Origin of the sequence: Aeromonas sp. 102P (assembly GCF_051920345.1) — a bacterium.
GTDB classification, from domain to species: Bacteria; Pseudomonadota; Gammaproteobacteria; order Enterobacterales; family Aeromonadaceae; genus Aeromonas; species Aeromonas veronii.
Genome location: NZ_JBQBCZ010000001.1, coordinates 179,664 through 195,004, shown reverse-complemented (window position 1 = coordinate 195,004; position 15,341 = coordinate 179,664). Strand labels below are relative to the sequence as shown.

The 15,341-nt window shown below is 59.1% G+C and carries 18 protein-coding genes; 6 read left to right on the top strand and 12 right to left on the bottom strand.

Annotated features, from left to right (window positions below):
• Positions 1–18: 18 nt before the first annotated feature.
• Together rapZ and npr are read left to right on the top strand one after the other, a co-directional pair.
• A complete protein-coding gene (rapZ, locus tag ACTG1K_RS00935) occupies positions 19–885 on the top strand; it encodes an RNase adapter RapZ (protein WP_064339242.1) in 867 nt (288 codons plus the stop codon).
• A 20-nt stretch (positions 886–905) separates the two neighbouring features.
• On the top strand, positions 906–1,178 hold the full coding sequence (gene npr / locus ACTG1K_RS00930; RefSeq protein ID WP_005336318.1) for a PTS phosphocarrier protein NPr: 273 nt from the start codon (positions 906–908) through the stop codon (positions 1,176–1,178).
• 17 nt (positions 1,179–1,195) lie between these two features.
• On the opposite strand, the gene ACTG1K_RS00925 is transcribed toward npr, so the two are convergent.
• The 12 genes from ACTG1K_RS00925 to ACTG1K_RS00870 form a co-directional block, all read right to left on the bottom strand.
• Complete coding sequence (locus ACTG1K_RS00925) at positions 1,196–3,100, bottom strand: BglG family transcription antiterminator (protein ID WP_425854594.1); 1,905 nt, start codon at positions 3,098–3,100, stop codon at positions 1,196–1,198.
• A 107-nt stretch (positions 3,101–3,207) separates the two neighbouring features.
• Positions 3,208–3,948, bottom strand: a complete 741-nt coding sequence (gene dagF, locus ACTG1K_RS00920; protein ID WP_425854596.1) for a 2-dehydro-3-deoxy-phosphogluconate aldolase — start codon at positions 3,946–3,948, stop codon at positions 3,208–3,210.
• Positions 3,948–5,063 (bottom strand): DgaE family pyridoxal phosphate-dependent ammonia lyase, encoded by a 1,116-nt coding sequence (locus ACTG1K_RS00915; RefSeq protein WP_425854598.1) that lies wholly within the window; start codon positions 5,061–5,063, stop codon positions 3,948–3,950. The genes dagF and ACTG1K_RS00915 overlap by 1 nt, the downstream gene beginning before the upstream one ends.
• Positions 5,047–6,186 carry an amidohydrolase/deacetylase family metallohydrolase gene (locus ACTG1K_RS00910; protein WP_440004710.1) on the bottom strand — a complete coding sequence of 380 codons (1,140 nt, stop codon included), beginning with the start codon at positions 6,184–6,186 and terminating at the stop codon, positions 5,047–5,049. The genes ACTG1K_RS00915 and ACTG1K_RS00910 overlap by 17 nt, the downstream gene beginning before the upstream one ends.
• 42 nt (positions 6,187–6,228) lie before the next feature.
• The gene (locus ACTG1K_RS00905; RefSeq protein ID WP_005355144.1) at positions 6,229–6,879 is read right to left on the bottom strand and encodes a DUF4310 family protein; all 651 of its coding nucleotides are present in this window, start codon (positions 6,877–6,879) and stop codon (positions 6,229–6,231) included.
• Between the two features lie 11 nt (positions 6,880–6,890).
• On the bottom strand, positions 6,891–7,667 hold the full coding sequence (locus ACTG1K_RS00900) for a DUF4311 domain-containing protein (RefSeq protein ID WP_005355143.1): 777 nt from the start codon (positions 7,665–7,667) through the stop codon (positions 6,891–6,893).
• A 39-nt stretch (positions 7,668–7,706) separates the two neighbouring features.
• Positions 7,707–8,003 carry a DUF4312 family protein gene (locus tag ACTG1K_RS00895; protein ID WP_227095400.1) on the bottom strand — a complete coding sequence of 99 codons (297 nt, stop codon included), beginning with the start codon at positions 8,001–8,003 and terminating at the stop codon, positions 7,707–7,709.
• The gene (locus ACTG1K_RS00890) at positions 8,003–8,368 is read right to left on the bottom strand and encodes an SFCGS family glycine-rich protein (RefSeq protein WP_040068835.1); all 366 of its coding nucleotides are present in this window, start codon (positions 8,366–8,368) and stop codon (positions 8,003–8,005) included. The genes ACTG1K_RS00895 and ACTG1K_RS00890 overlap by 1 nt, the downstream gene beginning before the upstream one ends.
• A gap of 17 nt (positions 8,369–8,385) precedes the next feature.
• Positions 8,386–8,745 carry a transcriptional regulator gene (locus ACTG1K_RS00885; RefSeq protein WP_076493250.1) on the bottom strand — a complete coding sequence of 120 codons (360 nt, stop codon included), beginning with the start codon at positions 8,743–8,745 and terminating at the stop codon, positions 8,386–8,388.
• Between the two features lie 314 nt (positions 8,746–9,059).
• The gene (gene degS / locus ACTG1K_RS00880; protein ID WP_440004709.1) at positions 9,060–10,184 is read right to left on the bottom strand and encodes an outer membrane-stress sensor serine endopeptidase DegS; all 1,125 of its coding nucleotides are present in this window, start codon (positions 10,182–10,184) and stop codon (positions 9,060–9,062) included.
• A 109-nt stretch (positions 10,185–10,293) separates the two neighbouring features.
• Positions 10,294–11,655 (bottom strand): Do family serine endopeptidase, encoded by a 1,362-nt coding sequence (locus ACTG1K_RS00875; protein WP_005336295.1) that lies wholly within the window; start codon positions 11,653–11,655, stop codon positions 10,294–10,296.
• 81 nt (positions 11,656–11,736) lie between these two features.
• Positions 11,737–12,117 (bottom strand): YhcB family protein, encoded by a 381-nt coding sequence (locus tag ACTG1K_RS00870; RefSeq protein ID WP_005356646.1) that lies wholly within the window; start codon positions 12,115–12,117, stop codon positions 11,737–11,739.
• 140 nt (positions 12,118–12,257) lie between these two features.
• Between ACTG1K_RS00870 and zapE the strand changes: the two genes are divergently transcribed.
• From zapE to petA, 4 genes are all read left to right on the top strand, one after another.
• Positions 12,258–13,352 (top strand): cell division protein ZapE, encoded by a 1,095-nt coding sequence (gene zapE, locus ACTG1K_RS00865; protein ID WP_227095397.1) that lies wholly within the window; start codon positions 12,258–12,260, stop codon positions 13,350–13,352.
• A gap of 266 nt (positions 13,353–13,618) precedes the next feature.
• On the top strand, positions 13,619–14,047 hold the full coding sequence (gene rplM, locus ACTG1K_RS00860; protein ID WP_005336289.1) for a 50S ribosomal protein L13: 429 nt from the start codon (positions 13,619–13,621) through the stop codon (positions 14,045–14,047).
• Positions 14,048–14,062: 15 nt separating this feature from the next.
• Positions 14,063–14,455, top strand: coding sequence for a 30S ribosomal protein S9 (gene rpsI / locus ACTG1K_RS00855; RefSeq protein WP_005336286.1), 393 nt, complete (start codon positions 14,063–14,065; stop codon positions 14,453–14,455).
• Positions 14,456–14,750: 295 nt separating this feature from the next.
• On the top strand, positions 14,751–15,341 hold the full coding sequence (gene petA, locus ACTG1K_RS00850; protein WP_040068840.1) for a ubiquinol-cytochrome c reductase iron-sulfur subunit: 591 nt from the start codon (positions 14,751–14,753) through the stop codon (positions 15,339–15,341).

Sequence of the window (15,341 nt, the reverse complement as noted above, 5' to 3'; positions counted from 1 at the left end):
TTGGCGTGAGGGAACAAGATGCAGTTAATCGTGGTAAGTGGACGTTCGGGCTCCGGTAAAACGGTAGCCCTGCGAGTGCTGGAAGATCTGGGTTACTACTGTGTGGACAACCTGCCGGTCAATCTGTTGCCCCAGCTGATTGTCTCGGTGGAGAGCCAGTACGACAAGCTGGCGGTCAGTATTGATGTGCGCAACCTGCCGAGCGATCCGGAGAAACTGGAAAATTTGCTGGCTCAAGTGCGCAATGAGGGGCGGGTTGAGTTCTCCAGCTTCTTCTTCGACGCCGACAACGGCACCCTGCTCAAGCGCTATGGCGAGAGCCGTCGCCTGCACCCCCTCTCACGCAACAAGCTGTCGCTGGATGAGGCGATTCGGGAGGAGACCCACCTGCTGGCGCCCATCTCCTCGACCGCTGACCTGCGTATCGACACCACCACCCTCAGCATTCACGACCTGAGCGAGCTCATCAAGACCAGGGTGCTTGGGAAGAAAGAGAATGAGCTGGTGCTGGTGTTCGAGTCGTTCGGCTTCAAGTACGGCATTCCCAAGGATGCCGACTTCGTGTTCGATGCCCGCTTCCTGCCCAATCCGCACTGGATCCCCGAGCTCAAGCCGTTTACCGGCAAGGATGAGCCGGTTGCCAACTACCTCTCGGCGCAGGCTGACGTGATGCTGTTTACCCAGCAGATCGAAAATATGCTGGCGACCTGGTTGCCCCATCTGGAGCGCAACAATCGCAGCTACCTCACGGTCGGCATCGGTTGCACCGGCGGTCAGCACCGCTCAGTCTTTATTGCAGAACGGCTGGCCAGTGCATTCCGTTTGCTTGGCAAGAACGTGCAGATCCGCCACCGCACTCTCGACAAGAGTGCCTCCCAATCCTGACGGACCAATAGGACGACCCGATGACTGTTTCCGCCTCGGTTGAAGTGAAAAACAAACTGGGTATTCATGCCAGACCAGCCATGATGCTGTTCGAGCTGGTGCAGGGTTTCGATGCTCACGTGCTGCTGCGCAATGAAGATGGTGTGGAGGCCGATGCTGACAGCATCATCGGCCTGCTGATGCTGGATTCGGCGCAAGGGCGGCAGGTGGAAGTACAGGTTGAAGGGCCCGAAGAGGTCGAGGCCCTGGCCGCCGTGGTGGAGCTGTTCACCTCCGGCTTCAATGAGGAGTAGTCACTCCTCGTTATATGTTATGAACCGGTACGCGCCAGCGCTTTGAAGCTGGCAAAATCGCGACAAGCCAGCAGATTCCTGCTGGCTTTTTCGTTCATCAGTGCTAGAAACAGATCGTAGAGACCCATCGCCTCCTCGTAATCGGCCTTGCTGATGGCCAACACGAAGATGAGCGTCGCGATTTCCCCGTTGCCCCAGTCGATCCCCTGCGGTGCCAGCACGGTGTAAACCAGGGTGCGGCGTGCCAGCAGACCGAGGGAGTGGGGCAGGGCGATCCCTTCTCCCAACATGGTGGAGACGATCCGCTCCCGCTCCTGTAGTGAGGCTCTGAAGCCGCTCTCCACCAGATCTTCTGCCTCCAGCTGATCACAGATACGGGCAAACAGTTCGGCCTGGGTAAGGGGTTCTTTTACCACCATGAAGTGGTCGGCATCGAAATATTTGTCGAGCATGTAGGGGCGGGTGCGGTCGATCAGCACCAGCTTGCCAAGCTGCTCCAGCTGGTATTGGGTCGGGAAGGGGGCAACGAGTACCACGGGGGCGTTTTTTTCGTTCACCTTGACGGTACTGATGACAAAGTCCTGCGCGATCTGCGCCAGACCTTCGTAATCCCGCACCGACTCCAGTGTGGTCAGCTGTAACTGGGGATACTCCCGCTTGATGCGTGCTTCCAGTACCCGGAAGGTGGCGTTGCCTGCATCGCAAAGCAATAGCGCCTGCGGGCGGCGGGTATAGCCGATGTCGTAATGGCGCTCCAACCCGACCCCGATATGGATCACCAGATAGCCGATCTCGTGGTGGGTCAGACGGTAGGGGGTCTGCCTGATCCACTCCGAGATGGCTGCCAGCGTGATGTCGTAGGCGAGGGGGTAGTACTGCTTGATGTGGTCTGCCAGCGGATTGTGGCTGCCGATCTGGTACTTGACCCGCAGCAGCATGGCGCTGATGTGGGTCTGCAGGTCGGCTCGCAGCTGCTGGTCCCCCCGCAGGTCGTAAGGGTAGTGTTGATGAATGTAGGTCAGCAGATGCTCAACCAGCTGTTCGCTCTCGGCGGCCATTGCCGGGCTGAGCTGGGGAGTATCGGCAATCAGGCGCGCCTGGATCTGGATGGCGAGACCGGAGATCTCGTCCTCTACGGGGGGCGTCAGGGTTGGCAATACCGCATAAATATCGCGAGATACTGCCAGCAGCGGCAGAGTCAGATCTTCGCTGGCGAAGTGGCGCAACTCGTGACCGGATGCCTGACGCAGCAGGGCAACGGCGCAGTAGATGGAGAGCTGCTGCAAGCTCTCGTCAGCGAGACGCAGCTGATGTCGGGCAAGCTGGGCATGGATATGATTACCCACTACCTTCATCGTCTTGCTGGGGCAGAGGTTGGGCAACAGGGTTTGCAACTGGTTGTTGTGCAGCAACTCCTGATAGAGCAGCTGGGTCAGACAGGCCCGGATCGCCGTCTCCTCCCCCTGAATGCGCATCCCCAGGCGGGGTTTGCTCTCAACGCTGAGCCTGAAGTGGCTGAGTTGCTCACGGACTTCCGCCATATCCCCCTGCAGTGCCGCCCGGCTCAGATACCAGGTATCAGCCAGCTCATCGAGCTTGATCCCCTGCTCTGCCGTCAATAGCAGGATCTGCAGGTGCAGAACCCGCTCGCGGCTGGTGCGTGGCAGGCCGCTATCCTGACCCTGGGCCGCCAGCAGGGCGTCGAACAGTCCCTGATTGTAGATCTTGAGCTGGTAGCCGCTGCCACGCTGGTGGATCAGGTGAGCGCCGTGCGTGGCAATCAGTTCATTGAGGGTCGCCACATCGGTGCGCACCGTTCGGGTGGAGACATTGAGGCGGCGAGCCAGCTCCTCCTGTGGCAGTGGTTCGGCATGGAGCTGGATCAGCAGTTGATGGAGCCTGGGGTGTGGCAACTTGATCATAGGGGATATGCAAGACTCCTGTTGCGAGATAAAGGGGCGATGTTAACAAGTTGGTCATCAACAAGCCAGGCACCGGTCAGTGATTGAACCGGTGCCCGTGGCTGCCATCAGGCCAACAGTCGTTTCACTATGGCCAGCAGAGTCCGCACATCCTCGGGGCGAGTGTGCCCGCTCGCGTTGTCGATGATGGAGCTGTAGACGTGCGGGATCACCTTCTCGACTCCGGCGTCCAGCGCAATCCGCACTATCTCCTCGAAGTTCTCCAGATCGATGCCGCCGGTGGGCTCCAGCCAGAAGTTGTTGCGGGCACAAGCCTCGGCCACTGCCTGATACTCGTCGCGGCAGGCCAGCCCACCCATGGGGAAGAACTTGACCGAGCTGCCGCCCATGTCCTTGAGCAGGGCAATGGTGGTATCGATGGGCACTATGCCATCCGGCTGCCCGGCGCTGAGTGGACCGGTGGAGATCTTCACCATGCCCGGCCTGCCGGTAGGGGAGATCAGCCCATTCACCAAAGTTTGTGATTGGCCGAGCAGCGCCCTGCTGGCGCCAACGCCAGTGAACACCTGGTTGACGTGCTGGGGCTGCAGCTGGCAGGCCAGCTCGGCCACCATGGCGGATTGACGCGGATCACCGGCCCCCAGACCGATGGAGAGGGCGTTATCGATAAGCTTGGCGTAAGCCCGCATGTCGGCTACCGCGGAGGGGATATCCGGGTAGTTTTTGGAGAGCACACCGACCAGCACGTGGCCTTCGGCTGCGTCGTATACCTCGACGGCATTCTCCTTGGAACCGGCCAGCACGTTGAGACAGACCCGATCACGGTAGTAGTTGGGGGTAAGGGACATCAGCGATTCTCCTGAACGAGGTTGGCAATGGCGGAGTGGATTTGGTCGAGCTGGGGCACGGTGACGCTGCGCACATCGATCTCGATGTGCCCCTCGTTGGCCTTGTAGCCACGGCAGTAGATGGCAGGTGTGCCCTGTTGCAGACGGGTGACGACCTGCACAGTGGTCATGCCGACCTGCTGGTGGTCGAATGCGATATCGGTGCGGGCGATGTCGCGCCCTGCGCTGTCCCACACCACTTTGGCGGTGACGCCGTGCAGCTGGTTGAGACGATCGATGAAGGGGGTCATCTTGGCGACCATGGCTGCGCCGCTCTCTTTCTCTTTGGCCAGATAGCGCTCGATGGCGTGGGTCAGGCCGAGGATCCCCTCCTTGCCCACCTTCATGGCGCGGCCGATGCCGTTGGCCTGCTGCTTGACCCACTCCACGTACTGACGCTTGCCGAGTACCAGCCCGCTGGTGGGCCCTTCAATGGCCTTGGCACCGCTGTAGATGACCAGATCTGCCCCCTGGCTGTAGTAGAGGCGCAGATCCTCCTCGGCGGCCGCATCAACGATGAGCGGGAGTCCGTGGGCCGAGGCCACCTCGGCGGCCTCGGCCACCGACAGAATGCTCTTCTGCACGCAGTGGTGGGATTTGATGTAGAGGATGGCTGCTGTGTTGGCATTGATGGCGGCGGCCAGCTGGGCCGGGGAACACTCGTTGGCGTAACCGGCCTCTGTAACTTTGCCGCCACCCAGATTGACCATGGTACCGACCGGGGCGCCGAAGTTGACGTTATGCCCCTTGGGCAGCACGATTTCGCTTGGCACGTCATGGGGGTGGGCATGCAGGTGCTCAAGGCGGTAGGGGTCGCCGCGCACTATCACGGCGGCCACTGACTGGGCGATGCCGGCGCTGGCACACGAAATGACCACTGCATCTTCCACTCCCAGCAGGCCAGCCAGGTAGGCGCCGGTCTTGTTGACCAGATCCTTGACCTCGAAGTAGTGGCCGAGGCCGAAATTGACCGCATCGACCACCTCCTGCTCGGGGGTGGAGACGCCGAGAATGGTCATGCGCCCGGAGGCGTTGATCACCGGTTTGAGCTGATATTTCTCATAAACAGAAGGCATGGTGTGATTTCCCATAGTGAGTCAGAACCAGTTCGCCACCGACCAGAACGGCGAGAGGCTGTAGTTGTTGGTCACCGCGGCGAGACTGGGCTTCGGTATCCATAAACAGGGTCGGGCCGCTGGCGACCTCGAACAGGGTCAGGTCGGCATCGGCGCCCACCTCGAGCCGCCCCTTGCCGGAAAGGCGCAGGGCATCGGCTGCTTGATGGGTGACGCAGGCGAGCACCTGCTCCAGCGTCATGCCGATGGCGAGAAATTTCGACATCACGTGGGCCAGACTGTAGACCGGCCCCTTGATGCGGTTCTTGCAGTAGATGTCGGAGCTGATGGTGCGGGGCAGGATCCCCTGTCGGATAGCCAGCTCCGCCACCTCGAAGCTGAAGCTGGCGCCGCCGTGGCCGATGTCGAGCAAGAGCCCCCGTTTCATCGCCTCGCGCACCGCGACCCGCAGCTCGCCAGCCGGAGTCAGGATGCGGTTCGGTTTGCCGTTGAAGCAGTGGGTCAGCAGATCGCCATCCCCCAGCAGGGCGACTATCTCGTCCAGATCCGGCGGCGTGTTGCCCACGTGCACCATCAGCGGCAGCTGGCCGTGGGTCTGTTGCAGGGCCTTGGCCATGCGCAGTGGTTGCAGACCGTTTTCTCCGACCACGCTGCCGCTCATCCGCGCCTTGATGCCGACGATAAAGTCGGGGTGGCGGCGAATGGCTGCCGAGGCAAGATCCATATCGAGGTCCCGGCTATCCGCCAGCTCGTTCTGGCTCAGCAGACCGATGCGGGAGATGTTGAGCAGGGCATGCACCCGAGTCTTGCAGCCCGCAGCGATCTGCTGGAAGTCATCCACATCGTCGGCTCCGGTGCTGCCGGCGTCGATGACGGTGGTGACGCCGGACTCTACGCCCACCTTGTCCGGCTCATCGTGATAGATGGGGGAGGCGGGGTAGCAGTGGGTGTGGCCATCGATCCAGCCAGCGCTCACATGCACCCGGCCGCCGAGATCCAGGATCTGCCGCGCCGTTGCCATCTCCGGCAGGGAGCCGATGGCGGCGATTTTGCCCTCCTTGATGGCGATATCGACGAGCTGGCCATCTCCCTGGCGCCCGGCTCTGATGATCATGTCGTACATGCTGATAACCTCTGGCGAGCCGCCCCGCAGGGCGGCTGGTTCTTACACAAGGGCGACCGGGAAGAAGGTACCCAGCAGCATGGCTCCCAGAATGGCACCGCCGGTGATGGGCTTGCCCCACACGTAGAACAGCAGCGCACCCAGCAGGGAACCGATACCGATGGGGATGGAGGCACCCATGGCGGAGAGGATGATGAGGGGGCCGAGGAAGCGGCCAGAGCTGTTGCCAGCACCCATCATCACGTCAGCACCGTAAGTGGAGTTGCTCTGGTTGATGGTGAACTTGCGCGCCAGAATGATGACGTAGCCGATGGCCAGACCAATCCCCATGCCGGTTGCCAGCGAGGCGCCGAAGTTCTCCACCGGATAGACGATGCCGGCCCCCAACAGCAGGGCGGGAACGCCCAGTCCGACCCCGGTCTGGATAGCGCCGCCGATATCCAGGATCCCCACCAGGGATCCCTCGATGATGCGGGCGAACAGGAAGCTGGCACCGAAGGCCGCCACTGCGCCATAGGCGCCCGTGTCCATTCCGGCCTTCAACATGGCGACGAAGGCTACCTCGTTGAAGGCACCAACCCCGTACAGATAGAACATGTGGGTACCGGCAAAGACCCCGGCCGAGAGCAGGCCGACGAAGATGGGGAATGACCAGTCGGCGTACCAGAAGTTGTTTTTCAGTTTCTCATCCATGGTGTGACCCCTTATTTGCCGCTCAGCAGGTTATGGACACTTTCCAGCCACAGGGGGACACCCATATGGAAGGATTCAATCAGTTTCATGTCGAAGCCGCGGAAGAAGCCGCTCAGCACGAACAGCAGGACGATGGCAGCCATCATCACCTTGGTGACGTGGTTCCAGCCGCTCTCTTCCACGCCCTTGCCGATCAGGATGCCGAGCACCAGTCCCGGTACCGCGTTGCCCATGATGAGCTGTGCCAGACCGCCGAAGATGGTGGCCCAGAAACCGGATTTCTTGCCCGCCTCGATGGCAGCGAGCCAGAAGATCACCGGCATGACGGTATTGACCAGCAGGTTGGCAGCCGGTACCAGCACCTTGACCGCAGTGACCTGCAGGGCGGCCGGGACGGCAGCAGCCGTGCTGTTGAGGAAGGCGACCACGATGGCGCCAATGATGCCGCCGGCGATGGCCATCTTTTTCGGGTCGTGCAGGGTGGTAGCAAGATCCCGGTTCTTGAACAGCAGTGCCGCCGTGGCCCAGTGCGGAATGATGCGGTGATCCACATCCTGGGTGAAGGCGCCAGCCGCCACGGTGGAGGCCCAGGCGTTGAAGAAGAAGCCCAGACCAAACGAGAAGTGGGAAGCGGGATCCCCTTCGCAGGAGTTGAGTTCGCCCAGGGTGCGGAAGGCGCCCATGCCCTGTACGGTCGGGGCGTGGAACATCCGCGCCGCGCCGGCCCCCACCCCGACGCCAACCAGGCCGCCAATGATGAGAGACTTGATAAATATGATTAGAAACATCCAACGTATCCTTCTTGTGGGGTGGTGCCGGTCAGGAGATCACACCTGGGTGAACGTCACCCTGGCGACGTCGAGACTGGTGACCTGAACCGTGATCTCCAGCTGGACGCGGTATTCGCGGCGCTGGCGCGGCAGGAAGAAGAACAGGAACTTCTCCACCCGGACCGACTCCTCGGCTTTGAGCACCTGTACATCGACCGGCTCAATGCGCAGCAGTACCTGCTGGTTGTCCTTGAGCAGTGTGGGTTGCACCTGGCTGAGGGCGGAGGCAAACGCCTGCTGACGGGTGGTTCCCTTGCCGCTGACGGTGACCTGGGTGGTGAAGTTCTCTTTCATCAGGCGTGTCCGTGTTTCTTGGCGAAGGCTTCGACCAGCTTCTGGCCCAGCTCTTCCTTGTCCATGAAACCGAAGCCCAGCACCACGCACCCTTCGTTGATGGCGGTGACGCCCTCTTCAACAGAGCGCATGCCGTAGCGGCACTTGTAGCCGTATTTGGTCTGGGCGGTGATCGCCCCGGCGCCGCCGCTGCCGCAGAAGGAGATGCCGAGATCCGCCTGCTCCTTGTTCATCACATCGCCGAGCTTCATGTCAGCGGCCATGCCTGGGATGATGGTCACGTTGGCCCCGGCGGCTTCCGCGCCTGCGCCCACTTTCTGACCTTTGCCGAGACGGTCTCCAATCACGAGTTTGATGGCTGTCATATCGATTTCTCCTTGAGTTACGGGTTCTGCACCGAGCTGAGTTCGTTTTCTTTGGCGACTTCAAAATGGACGGACAAGAGGTGTGCCTCCTCATAAGCAAGCTGATCCAGCCAGCTGACGACCTGTTCGGCGAGACGCAGTGAGAGGGGGGAGATCTCTTCAAACAGGCTGAGGTCAACCTCTGGCAGGGGCTCGCCACTGTGGGAGCGCCACACCATGGCTTTGACATGGGAGGCCAGCATCTGCCGTTGCACCTCGTTGGGGATGATGCCCTGTTCGGCCAGCAGGGGATAAATGCGCGCGAGGATATGATCGGTCTGGCGCAGCAACTCCGGGCTGTTCGGGGTCAGGGTCTGGTCGTGAGTATCTGTTTGCAATGTCTGCTCTCCAAGGCTGGCAGAAGGTATGGCGTTACCCTAAGCCTGCGCGTCAATGTGGAGGAGGCAGTGTTTTTCCGATTCGAAGCGGAAATTCCTGAGGAAATGGCCCCGAAGTGATCGTTTGGATACTGAAAAGGCAAAAAGAGTGCTTATTGAAGCTGGTTTTGTGTGATCGGTAGCGCACTAATCAGGGGGCGGGGAGAGGGCAAGCGTTGTGGGAAACTGTGAGTCATCTCACGGTAAGCGACGTTGTCGAGGGGGCAGATATGGAAAAGGGCGGTTTCCCGCCCTTCTCATAAAAAGGAGTGACGCTAGCTGGCCGATGCGGCGCTCGAGCTGGCCGTTCTCTGCTGATAGCGCAGGTCTTCCTCTATGGTGACCACCACTTCCAGCGGCTTGCCGGAGCGGAATATCGAGATGGTCAGCTTGGTGCCGGGGCGGCTCTCGACAATCTTGTCCATGGCGCTGCGTACGCCACTGATGGCCTCTCCGTTGATCTTGAGCAGCACATCCCCTCGCTGCAGGCCACCTTTGGCCGCCGGGCCGTTGGGATCCAGACTCTCCACCACCAGACCACGCAGGTCGCCGAGGTTCATCATCCGCGCGACTATGGGGTTGATCTCGACACTGGAGATCCCGAGGTAGCCGCGGATCACCCGGCCGTTGGCGATCAGCTCATCCATGATCCGTTTGGCCAGCCGGTAGGGGATGGCGAAGCTGATGCCGTAGCTCTCCTGATTGCCGTTGAGGTGATAGGTGGCGGTGTTGATACCCACCAGATCGCCACGGCCGTTGACCAGCGCGCCGCCCGAGTTGCCCTCGTTGATGGCGGCATCGGTCTGCAGCAGATCCTGACGGCCATTGCTGTCGGGCCCCATGCTGGAGAGGCCGGTACGGCCGGTCGCGCTGATGATGCCCTGGGTGATGGTCTGACCGACGTTGTAGGGGTTGCCGATGGCGAGCACCACATCCCCCACTTCTGGCAGTCGCTCCGGATCCTGCGGGATCACTGGCAGGTTGTCTGACTCGATATAGAGCACGGCGAGGTCGGTGAGCTGATCGGTGCCGACCAGCTCGGCGCTGAAGACCCGGCCATCCTGCAACGCGACGATGATCTGGTCGGCATCGGCGATGACATGGTAGTTGGTCAGCACATAGCCGCGCTGATTCATGATGACGCCAGAACCCAGCCCTTGCGGGCGCAGTTCCCCCTGATTGCCCTGATTGGGGGCAAAGCTGCGGATGTAGATGTTGACGACGGCAGGGCCTGCCCGATGGGCGGCATAGGAGAAACTCAGTTCACGGGCATTGGTGATGATGCCGGGCAGTTGGGCACCACCGCGAAAATGGGGAAACAGCAGCAACAGCAGCGCCGCGACGGTCAATCCAAAACCGACAGACTTGCCCAAGTAACTGACTAAAGGGGGGATTTTCATGTCATTCTCATCCGTACAGGCTGCGCGCAGAGAATAACACTATCGATGGATAAAAATCACCCGCGGTGAAGGCCGCGGGTGATAGAGGGGTTGGCGAACAACTTGAGCGTTAGCGGATCACCAGATAGAGCGAGGAGTCGCCGCGCTGGATGTTGAGTGCCAGCACGTCAGGCTTGTTCTTGAGCGCCTTGGTCAGCTCGCCCAGGGTGTTGATGCGCAGGCGGTTGACCCCGATGATGATGTCACCCTTCTGCAGGCCGGAAGCGGCAGCCGGAGAGCGAGGATCAATGTCGGCCACCGCAACACCGGAGACCGGGTCGGTAGTGGTGCTCAGCTTGGCCCCTTCCAGTGCCGGATGCAGCGCGCTGGCGCGTACTTCGCTGTCATCGGCCTGCTTCAGGGTCACTTTGGCAGTTTGTGACTTGCCATCGCGGATCAGCCCCAGTTCGACCTGCTTGCCAGCGCCCATGGTGGCAATCTTGGCGCGCAGCTCGCCGAAGGAGCGAACCGGTTTGCCATCGATGCTGACGATGATATCGCCGGCCTTGATGCCCGCCTTGTCGGCCGCCGAATCAGGCATGACCTGATTGACGAAGGCACCATCCTTCTTGTTGTAGCCGAAGGTTTTGGCTATGTCGGAGGTAAGCTCGGTGCCGGTAATACCCAGCTGGCCGCGACGCACTTCACCGTACTTGACGATCTGCTCGGTCAGATCCCGCACCATGTTGGAAGGGATGGCAAAGCCGATGCCAATGTTGCCGCCGTTCGGGCCCAGAATCGCGGTGTTGATACCGATCAGCTCGCCACGCAGGTTGAGCAGAGCGCCGCCGGAGTTACCGGAGTTGATGGCCGCATCGGTCTGGATGAAGTTCTCCAGATTCTCGATGTTGAGGCCGCTGCGACCCAGCGCACTGACAATACCGGAGGTGACGGTCTGGCCCAGACCAAACGGGTTGCCGATGGCCAGCGCATAGTCACCTACCCGCAGCTCGTCGGAGTCGGCGAACTTGATCTGTACCAGGTCCTCGGCCTTGATTTGCAGCAGGGCGATGTCGGACTGCTTGTCTTCACCAATCTTCTTGGCCGCATATTCACGACCATCCTTCAGGTTGACCTTGATCTCGTCCGCCTCGTGAACCACGTGGGCGTTGGTGATCACGTAACCCTTCTTGGCATCGACGATGACACCGGAGCCGAGCGCCTGGAACGGCTGCTCGCTCACCTGTTCATCGGGCATGTTGGGGCCGAAGAAGAACTTGAACTGTTCCGGCAGACGCTGACGGGTAATTTTTTTGCCAGAAACCGAGATATTGACCACCGCCGGGGTGACCTGTTCGAGAACAGGCGCCAGGCTTGGCATCTCCTGATTTGAACCTAACAGGGAAGGCAGTGCAGCCTGAGCAGGGGCCGCAGACATGGCGATACCGACACTGAGGGCTAGCACACTGAGCATGGAAAGAGGTTTACGCATATGAAAAACAGCTCCCAGAAAAAGTTGCATTGCAATCGTCAAGGTCAGACCACGGGACTGGCCAATTAGTTCCGCGAGGAACTAGTTTGGTTGCTTGAGCAGTCCGGAAGAGGCGCCAGCATAGTCGCGAGGCGGAACGCCCGGCTCTTCTGCCACATTGGCAGGGGCTTCTTCTACCAATGATTCGCGGAACAGCGGTTCCTGCGCCTTGGCCAGGAATTTGCTCTGCTCGGCCATGTGGCGATAGAGGGTTTGATACTGCTCGGCCAGTTGCTCCATCAGGGCGGCACTGTCGGCGAAGTGGGTGTTGATCTGGCCCTGATAACTCTCGAGCTCCTTGTGGGCCTTCTTCAGTTCCTGTTCGAGACGGCCAGCATCGCGGCTACGCACCGAAAAACGGCCGAGAACGATACCGATAATCAAGGCCGCGACAGCCAGCAGGATCCCAGTTAACAGACTCATAGATGCTCCTTGTTACAGCTAAAACAGAGTGGGTTTATGCGGTCGTCATAACCGCCATGCCTTGATGGCACTATACCGTGCGTCCTGAGGCCGTGATACCATTTTGTCCTCGATTCAGGGACTTGGAGAGGCGCTCAAGGATGACACCGCAGCAAAAATACCAGCAGGATCTGCTGCGCCCCGGCTTTGTGGCCGACCCCGCGCAGGGGATGGCCATTAGCAGGCTGGAGCGACTGTATCAGGATTTGCTACGGCGCCCGACTCCGACCAGATCTCGAGGGCTGCTGGGTTGGCTGCGAAAGCCCAAGCCGCCGGAGCCCGTCCTCGGTATCTATATGTGGGGCGGAGTGGGCCGAGGCAAGACCTGGCTGATGGATACTTTTTTCGACAGCCTGCCGGGGACGCGCAAGATGCGCAGCCATTTCCACCGTTTCATGCATCGTATTCACGATGAACTGCAAGGGCTGAGCGGGCAATCCGATCCCCTCAAGCTGGTGGCCAGCAAGCTTGCCAGCGAGACAGACATCATCTGTTTCGACGAATTTTTTGTCTCCGACATCACCGATGCCATGTTGCTGGGAACGCTGTTTCAGGAGCTATTTGGTCACGGTGTCGTGCTGGTCGCCACTTCAAATATTCCGCCGCAGGATCTTTATCGCAACGGGTTGCAGCGAGCCCGTTTTCTGCCAGCTATCGAGCTGATCGAGCGCCATTGTGAGGTACTTAACGTGGATGGTGGTATCGACTATCGCCTGCGTACGCTGGAACAAGCCGAGATTTATCACTGCCCGCTGGACTTGCAGGCAAAAGCCAATCTTGACCACTATTTTCAGCAATTAACCGGTGGGCACACGGCTTGCGAGGGGATGTTCGAGGTCAATCATCGCCAGCTGACGTCGCTGGGAATGGAGGAAGGGGTGCTCTATATGGAATTTGAGCAACTTTGCTGTACTCCCCGCTCCCAGAACGACTATATCGAGCTGGCCAGGCTGTTCCATACTGTTCTGCTGGCCAATGTTCAGCCAATGGGCACAGGCACGGATGACGCGGCTCGCCGCTTCATTGCAATGGTCGATGAGTTCTACGAACGGCACGTCAAACTCATCATGTCGGCGGCGGTTCCCATGACAGAACTCTACGGCGAAGGGCTGCTGAATTTCGAATTCAAACGCTGTCTTTCGCGGCTTCAGGAAATGCAATCGCACGAATACCTTGCCAGAGTGCACCTTCCTTAGTCACAATACCGCGCCTGCCAGTCGGATGGGCATCTGCGGCAGGTAGGGCCGGGCGACATTTGCTGGTTTCATGGCAGTGAAATTAGCAGGTGATATTTAAGGCAACTTCACTTATAATCGCCCGGCCCACGTTACAGCTGTCGATAAGACAGCAACACTTTAAGCTTTACTTGTATTCGAAGGGGTACAGGTAGGCCATCGTTTGTTGTTTGTGGGAGAGCCCCCATAAGCAATTGGGTCTGTAACAGGTAATTGGGTTTAACTTAATGAAAACTTTCGTTGCCAAGCCAGAAACCGTAAAACGTGACTGGTACATTGTGGACGCAGAAGGTAAAACTCTGGGTCGTATCGCAACCGAGATCGCTGCTCGTCTGCGTGGTAAGCACAAAGCTGAGTACACTCCGCACGTTGACACCGGTGATTACATCATCGTTGTAAACGCTGAGAAGGTACACGTAACCGGTAAGAAATTTACCGACAAAATGTACCACGCTCACTCCGGTTTCCCGGGTGGTATCAAGTCAATCAGCTTCGACAAGCTGATTCAGCGTAAACCGGAAATGGTAATCGAAGCAGCCGTCAAAGGCATGCTGCCGAAAGGTCCTCTGGGCCGTGCCATGTTCCGTAAACTGAAAGTTTACGCAGGCGCCGAGCATGCTCATGCTGCTCAGCAACCTCAAGTACTGGATATCTAATCGGGAACTGGCAACATGGCAGAAAATCAATACTACGGTACCGGCCGTCGCAAAAGCTCCACTGCTCGCGTATTTATCAAAGCGGGTAGCGGCAAGATCGTAATCAACCAGCGCTCCCTGGAGCAGTACTTCGGCCGTCCGACTGCCCGCATGGTAGTTCGTCAGCCGCTGGAACTGGTTGAGATGACCGAGAAACTGGACCTGTACATCACCGTTAACGGTGGTGGCATCTCCGGTCAAGCTGGTGCGATCCGCCACGGTATCACTCGTGCTCTGATGCAGTACGACGAAACCCTGCGTTCCGAACTGCGTAAAGCTGGCTTTGTTACTCGTGATGCCCGTAAGGTTGAGCGTAAGAAAGTTGGTCTGCACAAAGCTCGTAAGCGTCCGCAGTACTCCAAGCGTTAATTCGCTTTTGGTACTCACTCTTTCGAGTGTCAAAAAAGCCTGGCGGTTGCCAGGCTTTTTTTATTGGTAATATTACCGACATCAATGCTAACCACGCGTCACAAAAGACAAAAAATTGTTTCTTTATTGTTTTCATTGCTCACCGCTCTTTCTTGTCAAGTTGTTATCTTTTCTTTAAAATTTCCCCTGTTTTCTGTGGCAATTGTAAATCCAGCTTCCGCCGCTGTTGTCACGGGAAAAATGGGGAACAGGGACACTATAAGAATGTGCGGAGTCCACATGGGAGAGTTTTTGGATGAGCAATGCGCCAGTTGATACCGGTCGCCGCAGATTTCTTACCTGGTCAACGGTTGCCGTTGGTGGGGTAGGAGCTGCGTTTACCGCAGTGCCGTTTATAAAGTCATGGAATCCGAGCGCCAAGGCCAAAGCAGCCGGTGCGCCGGTTGAAGTCGATATCAGCAAGTTGGAACCGGGTCAGCTCATCCGTGTCGAGTGGCGAGGCAAGCCTGTCTGGGTGGTGAAACGCACCAAACAGACGCTGGATGCCTTGGCCGCGCATGATGACAAGCTGCGGGATCCCTCATCTGAAGAGCCGCAGCAGCCTGACTACGCCCATAACGGGTACAGATCGATCAAGCCCGAAATTTTTGTCGCGGTCGGTATTTGCACCCACTTGGGGTGTTCACCTTCCTATCTGCCTGACAGCTTTGGCGAGCAGGTGCAGGGCGTTACGTCCGGCTTCTTCTGCCCGTGCCATGGCTCCAAGTTCGACATGGCCGGCCGTGTGTTCCAGGGGGTGCCTGCACCGCTGAACCTGGTCATTCCGCCCTATCAATTCATTAATGACACCACCATCCTGGTCGGTGCCGATGGCAAGGAGGCCTGA

Coding starts and splice junctions, on each gene's coding strand:
- ACTG1K_RS00900 (WP_005355143.1), bottom strand. CDS start 7,667: ATGTTTCTAATCATATTTATCAAGTCTCTCATCATTGGCGGCCTGGTT.
- ACTG1K_RS00895 (WP_227095400.1), bottom strand. CDS start 8,003: ATGAAAGAGAACTTCACCACCCAGGTCACCGTCAGCGGCAAGGGAACC.
- rpsI (WP_005336286.1), top strand. CDS start 14,063: ATGGCAGAAAATCAATACTACGGTACCGGCCGTCGCAAAAGCTCCACT.
- ACTG1K_RS00910 (WP_440004710.1), bottom strand. CDS start 6,186: ATGTACGACATGATCATCAGAGCCGGGCGCCAGGGAGATGGCCAGCTC.
- degS (WP_440004709.1), bottom strand. CDS start 10,184: ATGAAAATCCCCCCTTTAGTCAGTTACTTGGGCAAGTCTGTCGGTTTT.
- ACTG1K_RS00915 (WP_425854598.1), bottom strand. CDS start 5,063: ATGCCTTCTGTTTATGAGAAATATCAGCTCAAACCGGTGATCAACGCC.
- npr (WP_005336318.1), top strand. CDS start 906: ATGACTGTTTCCGCCTCGGTTGAAGTGAAAAACAAACTGGGTATTCAT.
- ACTG1K_RS00890 (WP_040068835.1), bottom strand. CDS start 8,368: ATGACAGCCATCAAACTCGTGATTGGAGACCGTCTCGGCAAAGGTCAG.
- ACTG1K_RS00905 (WP_005355144.1), bottom strand. CDS start 6,879: ATGGATGAGAAACTGAAAAACAACTTCTGGTACGCCGACTGGTCATTC.
- ACTG1K_RS00875 (WP_005336295.1), bottom strand. CDS start 11,655: ATGCGTAAACCTCTTTCCATGCTCAGTGTGCTAGCCCTCAGTGTCGGT.
- ACTG1K_RS00925 (WP_425854594.1), bottom strand. CDS start 3,100: ATGATCAAGTTGCCACACCCCAGGCTCCATCAACTGCTGATCCAGCTC.
- zapE (WP_227095397.1), top strand. CDS start 12,258: ATGACACCGCAGCAAAAATACCAGCAGGATCTGCTGCGCCCCGGCTTT.
- dagF (WP_425854596.1), bottom strand. CDS start 3,948: ATGTCCCTTACCCCCAACTACTACCGTGATCGGGTCTGTCTCAACGTG.
- petA (WP_040068840.1), top strand. CDS start 14,751: ATGAGCAATGCGCCAGTTGATACCGGTCGCCGCAGATTTCTTACCTGG.
- ACTG1K_RS00870 (WP_005356646.1), bottom strand. CDS start 12,117: ATGAGTCTGTTAACTGGGATCCTGCTGGCTGTCGCGGCCTTGATTATC.
- rapZ (WP_064339242.1), top strand. CDS start 19: ATGCAGTTAATCGTGGTAAGTGGACGTTCGGGCTCCGGTAAAACGGTA.
- rplM (WP_005336289.1), top strand. CDS start 13,619: ATGAAAACTTTCGTTGCCAAGCCAGAAACCGTAAAACGTGACTGGTAC.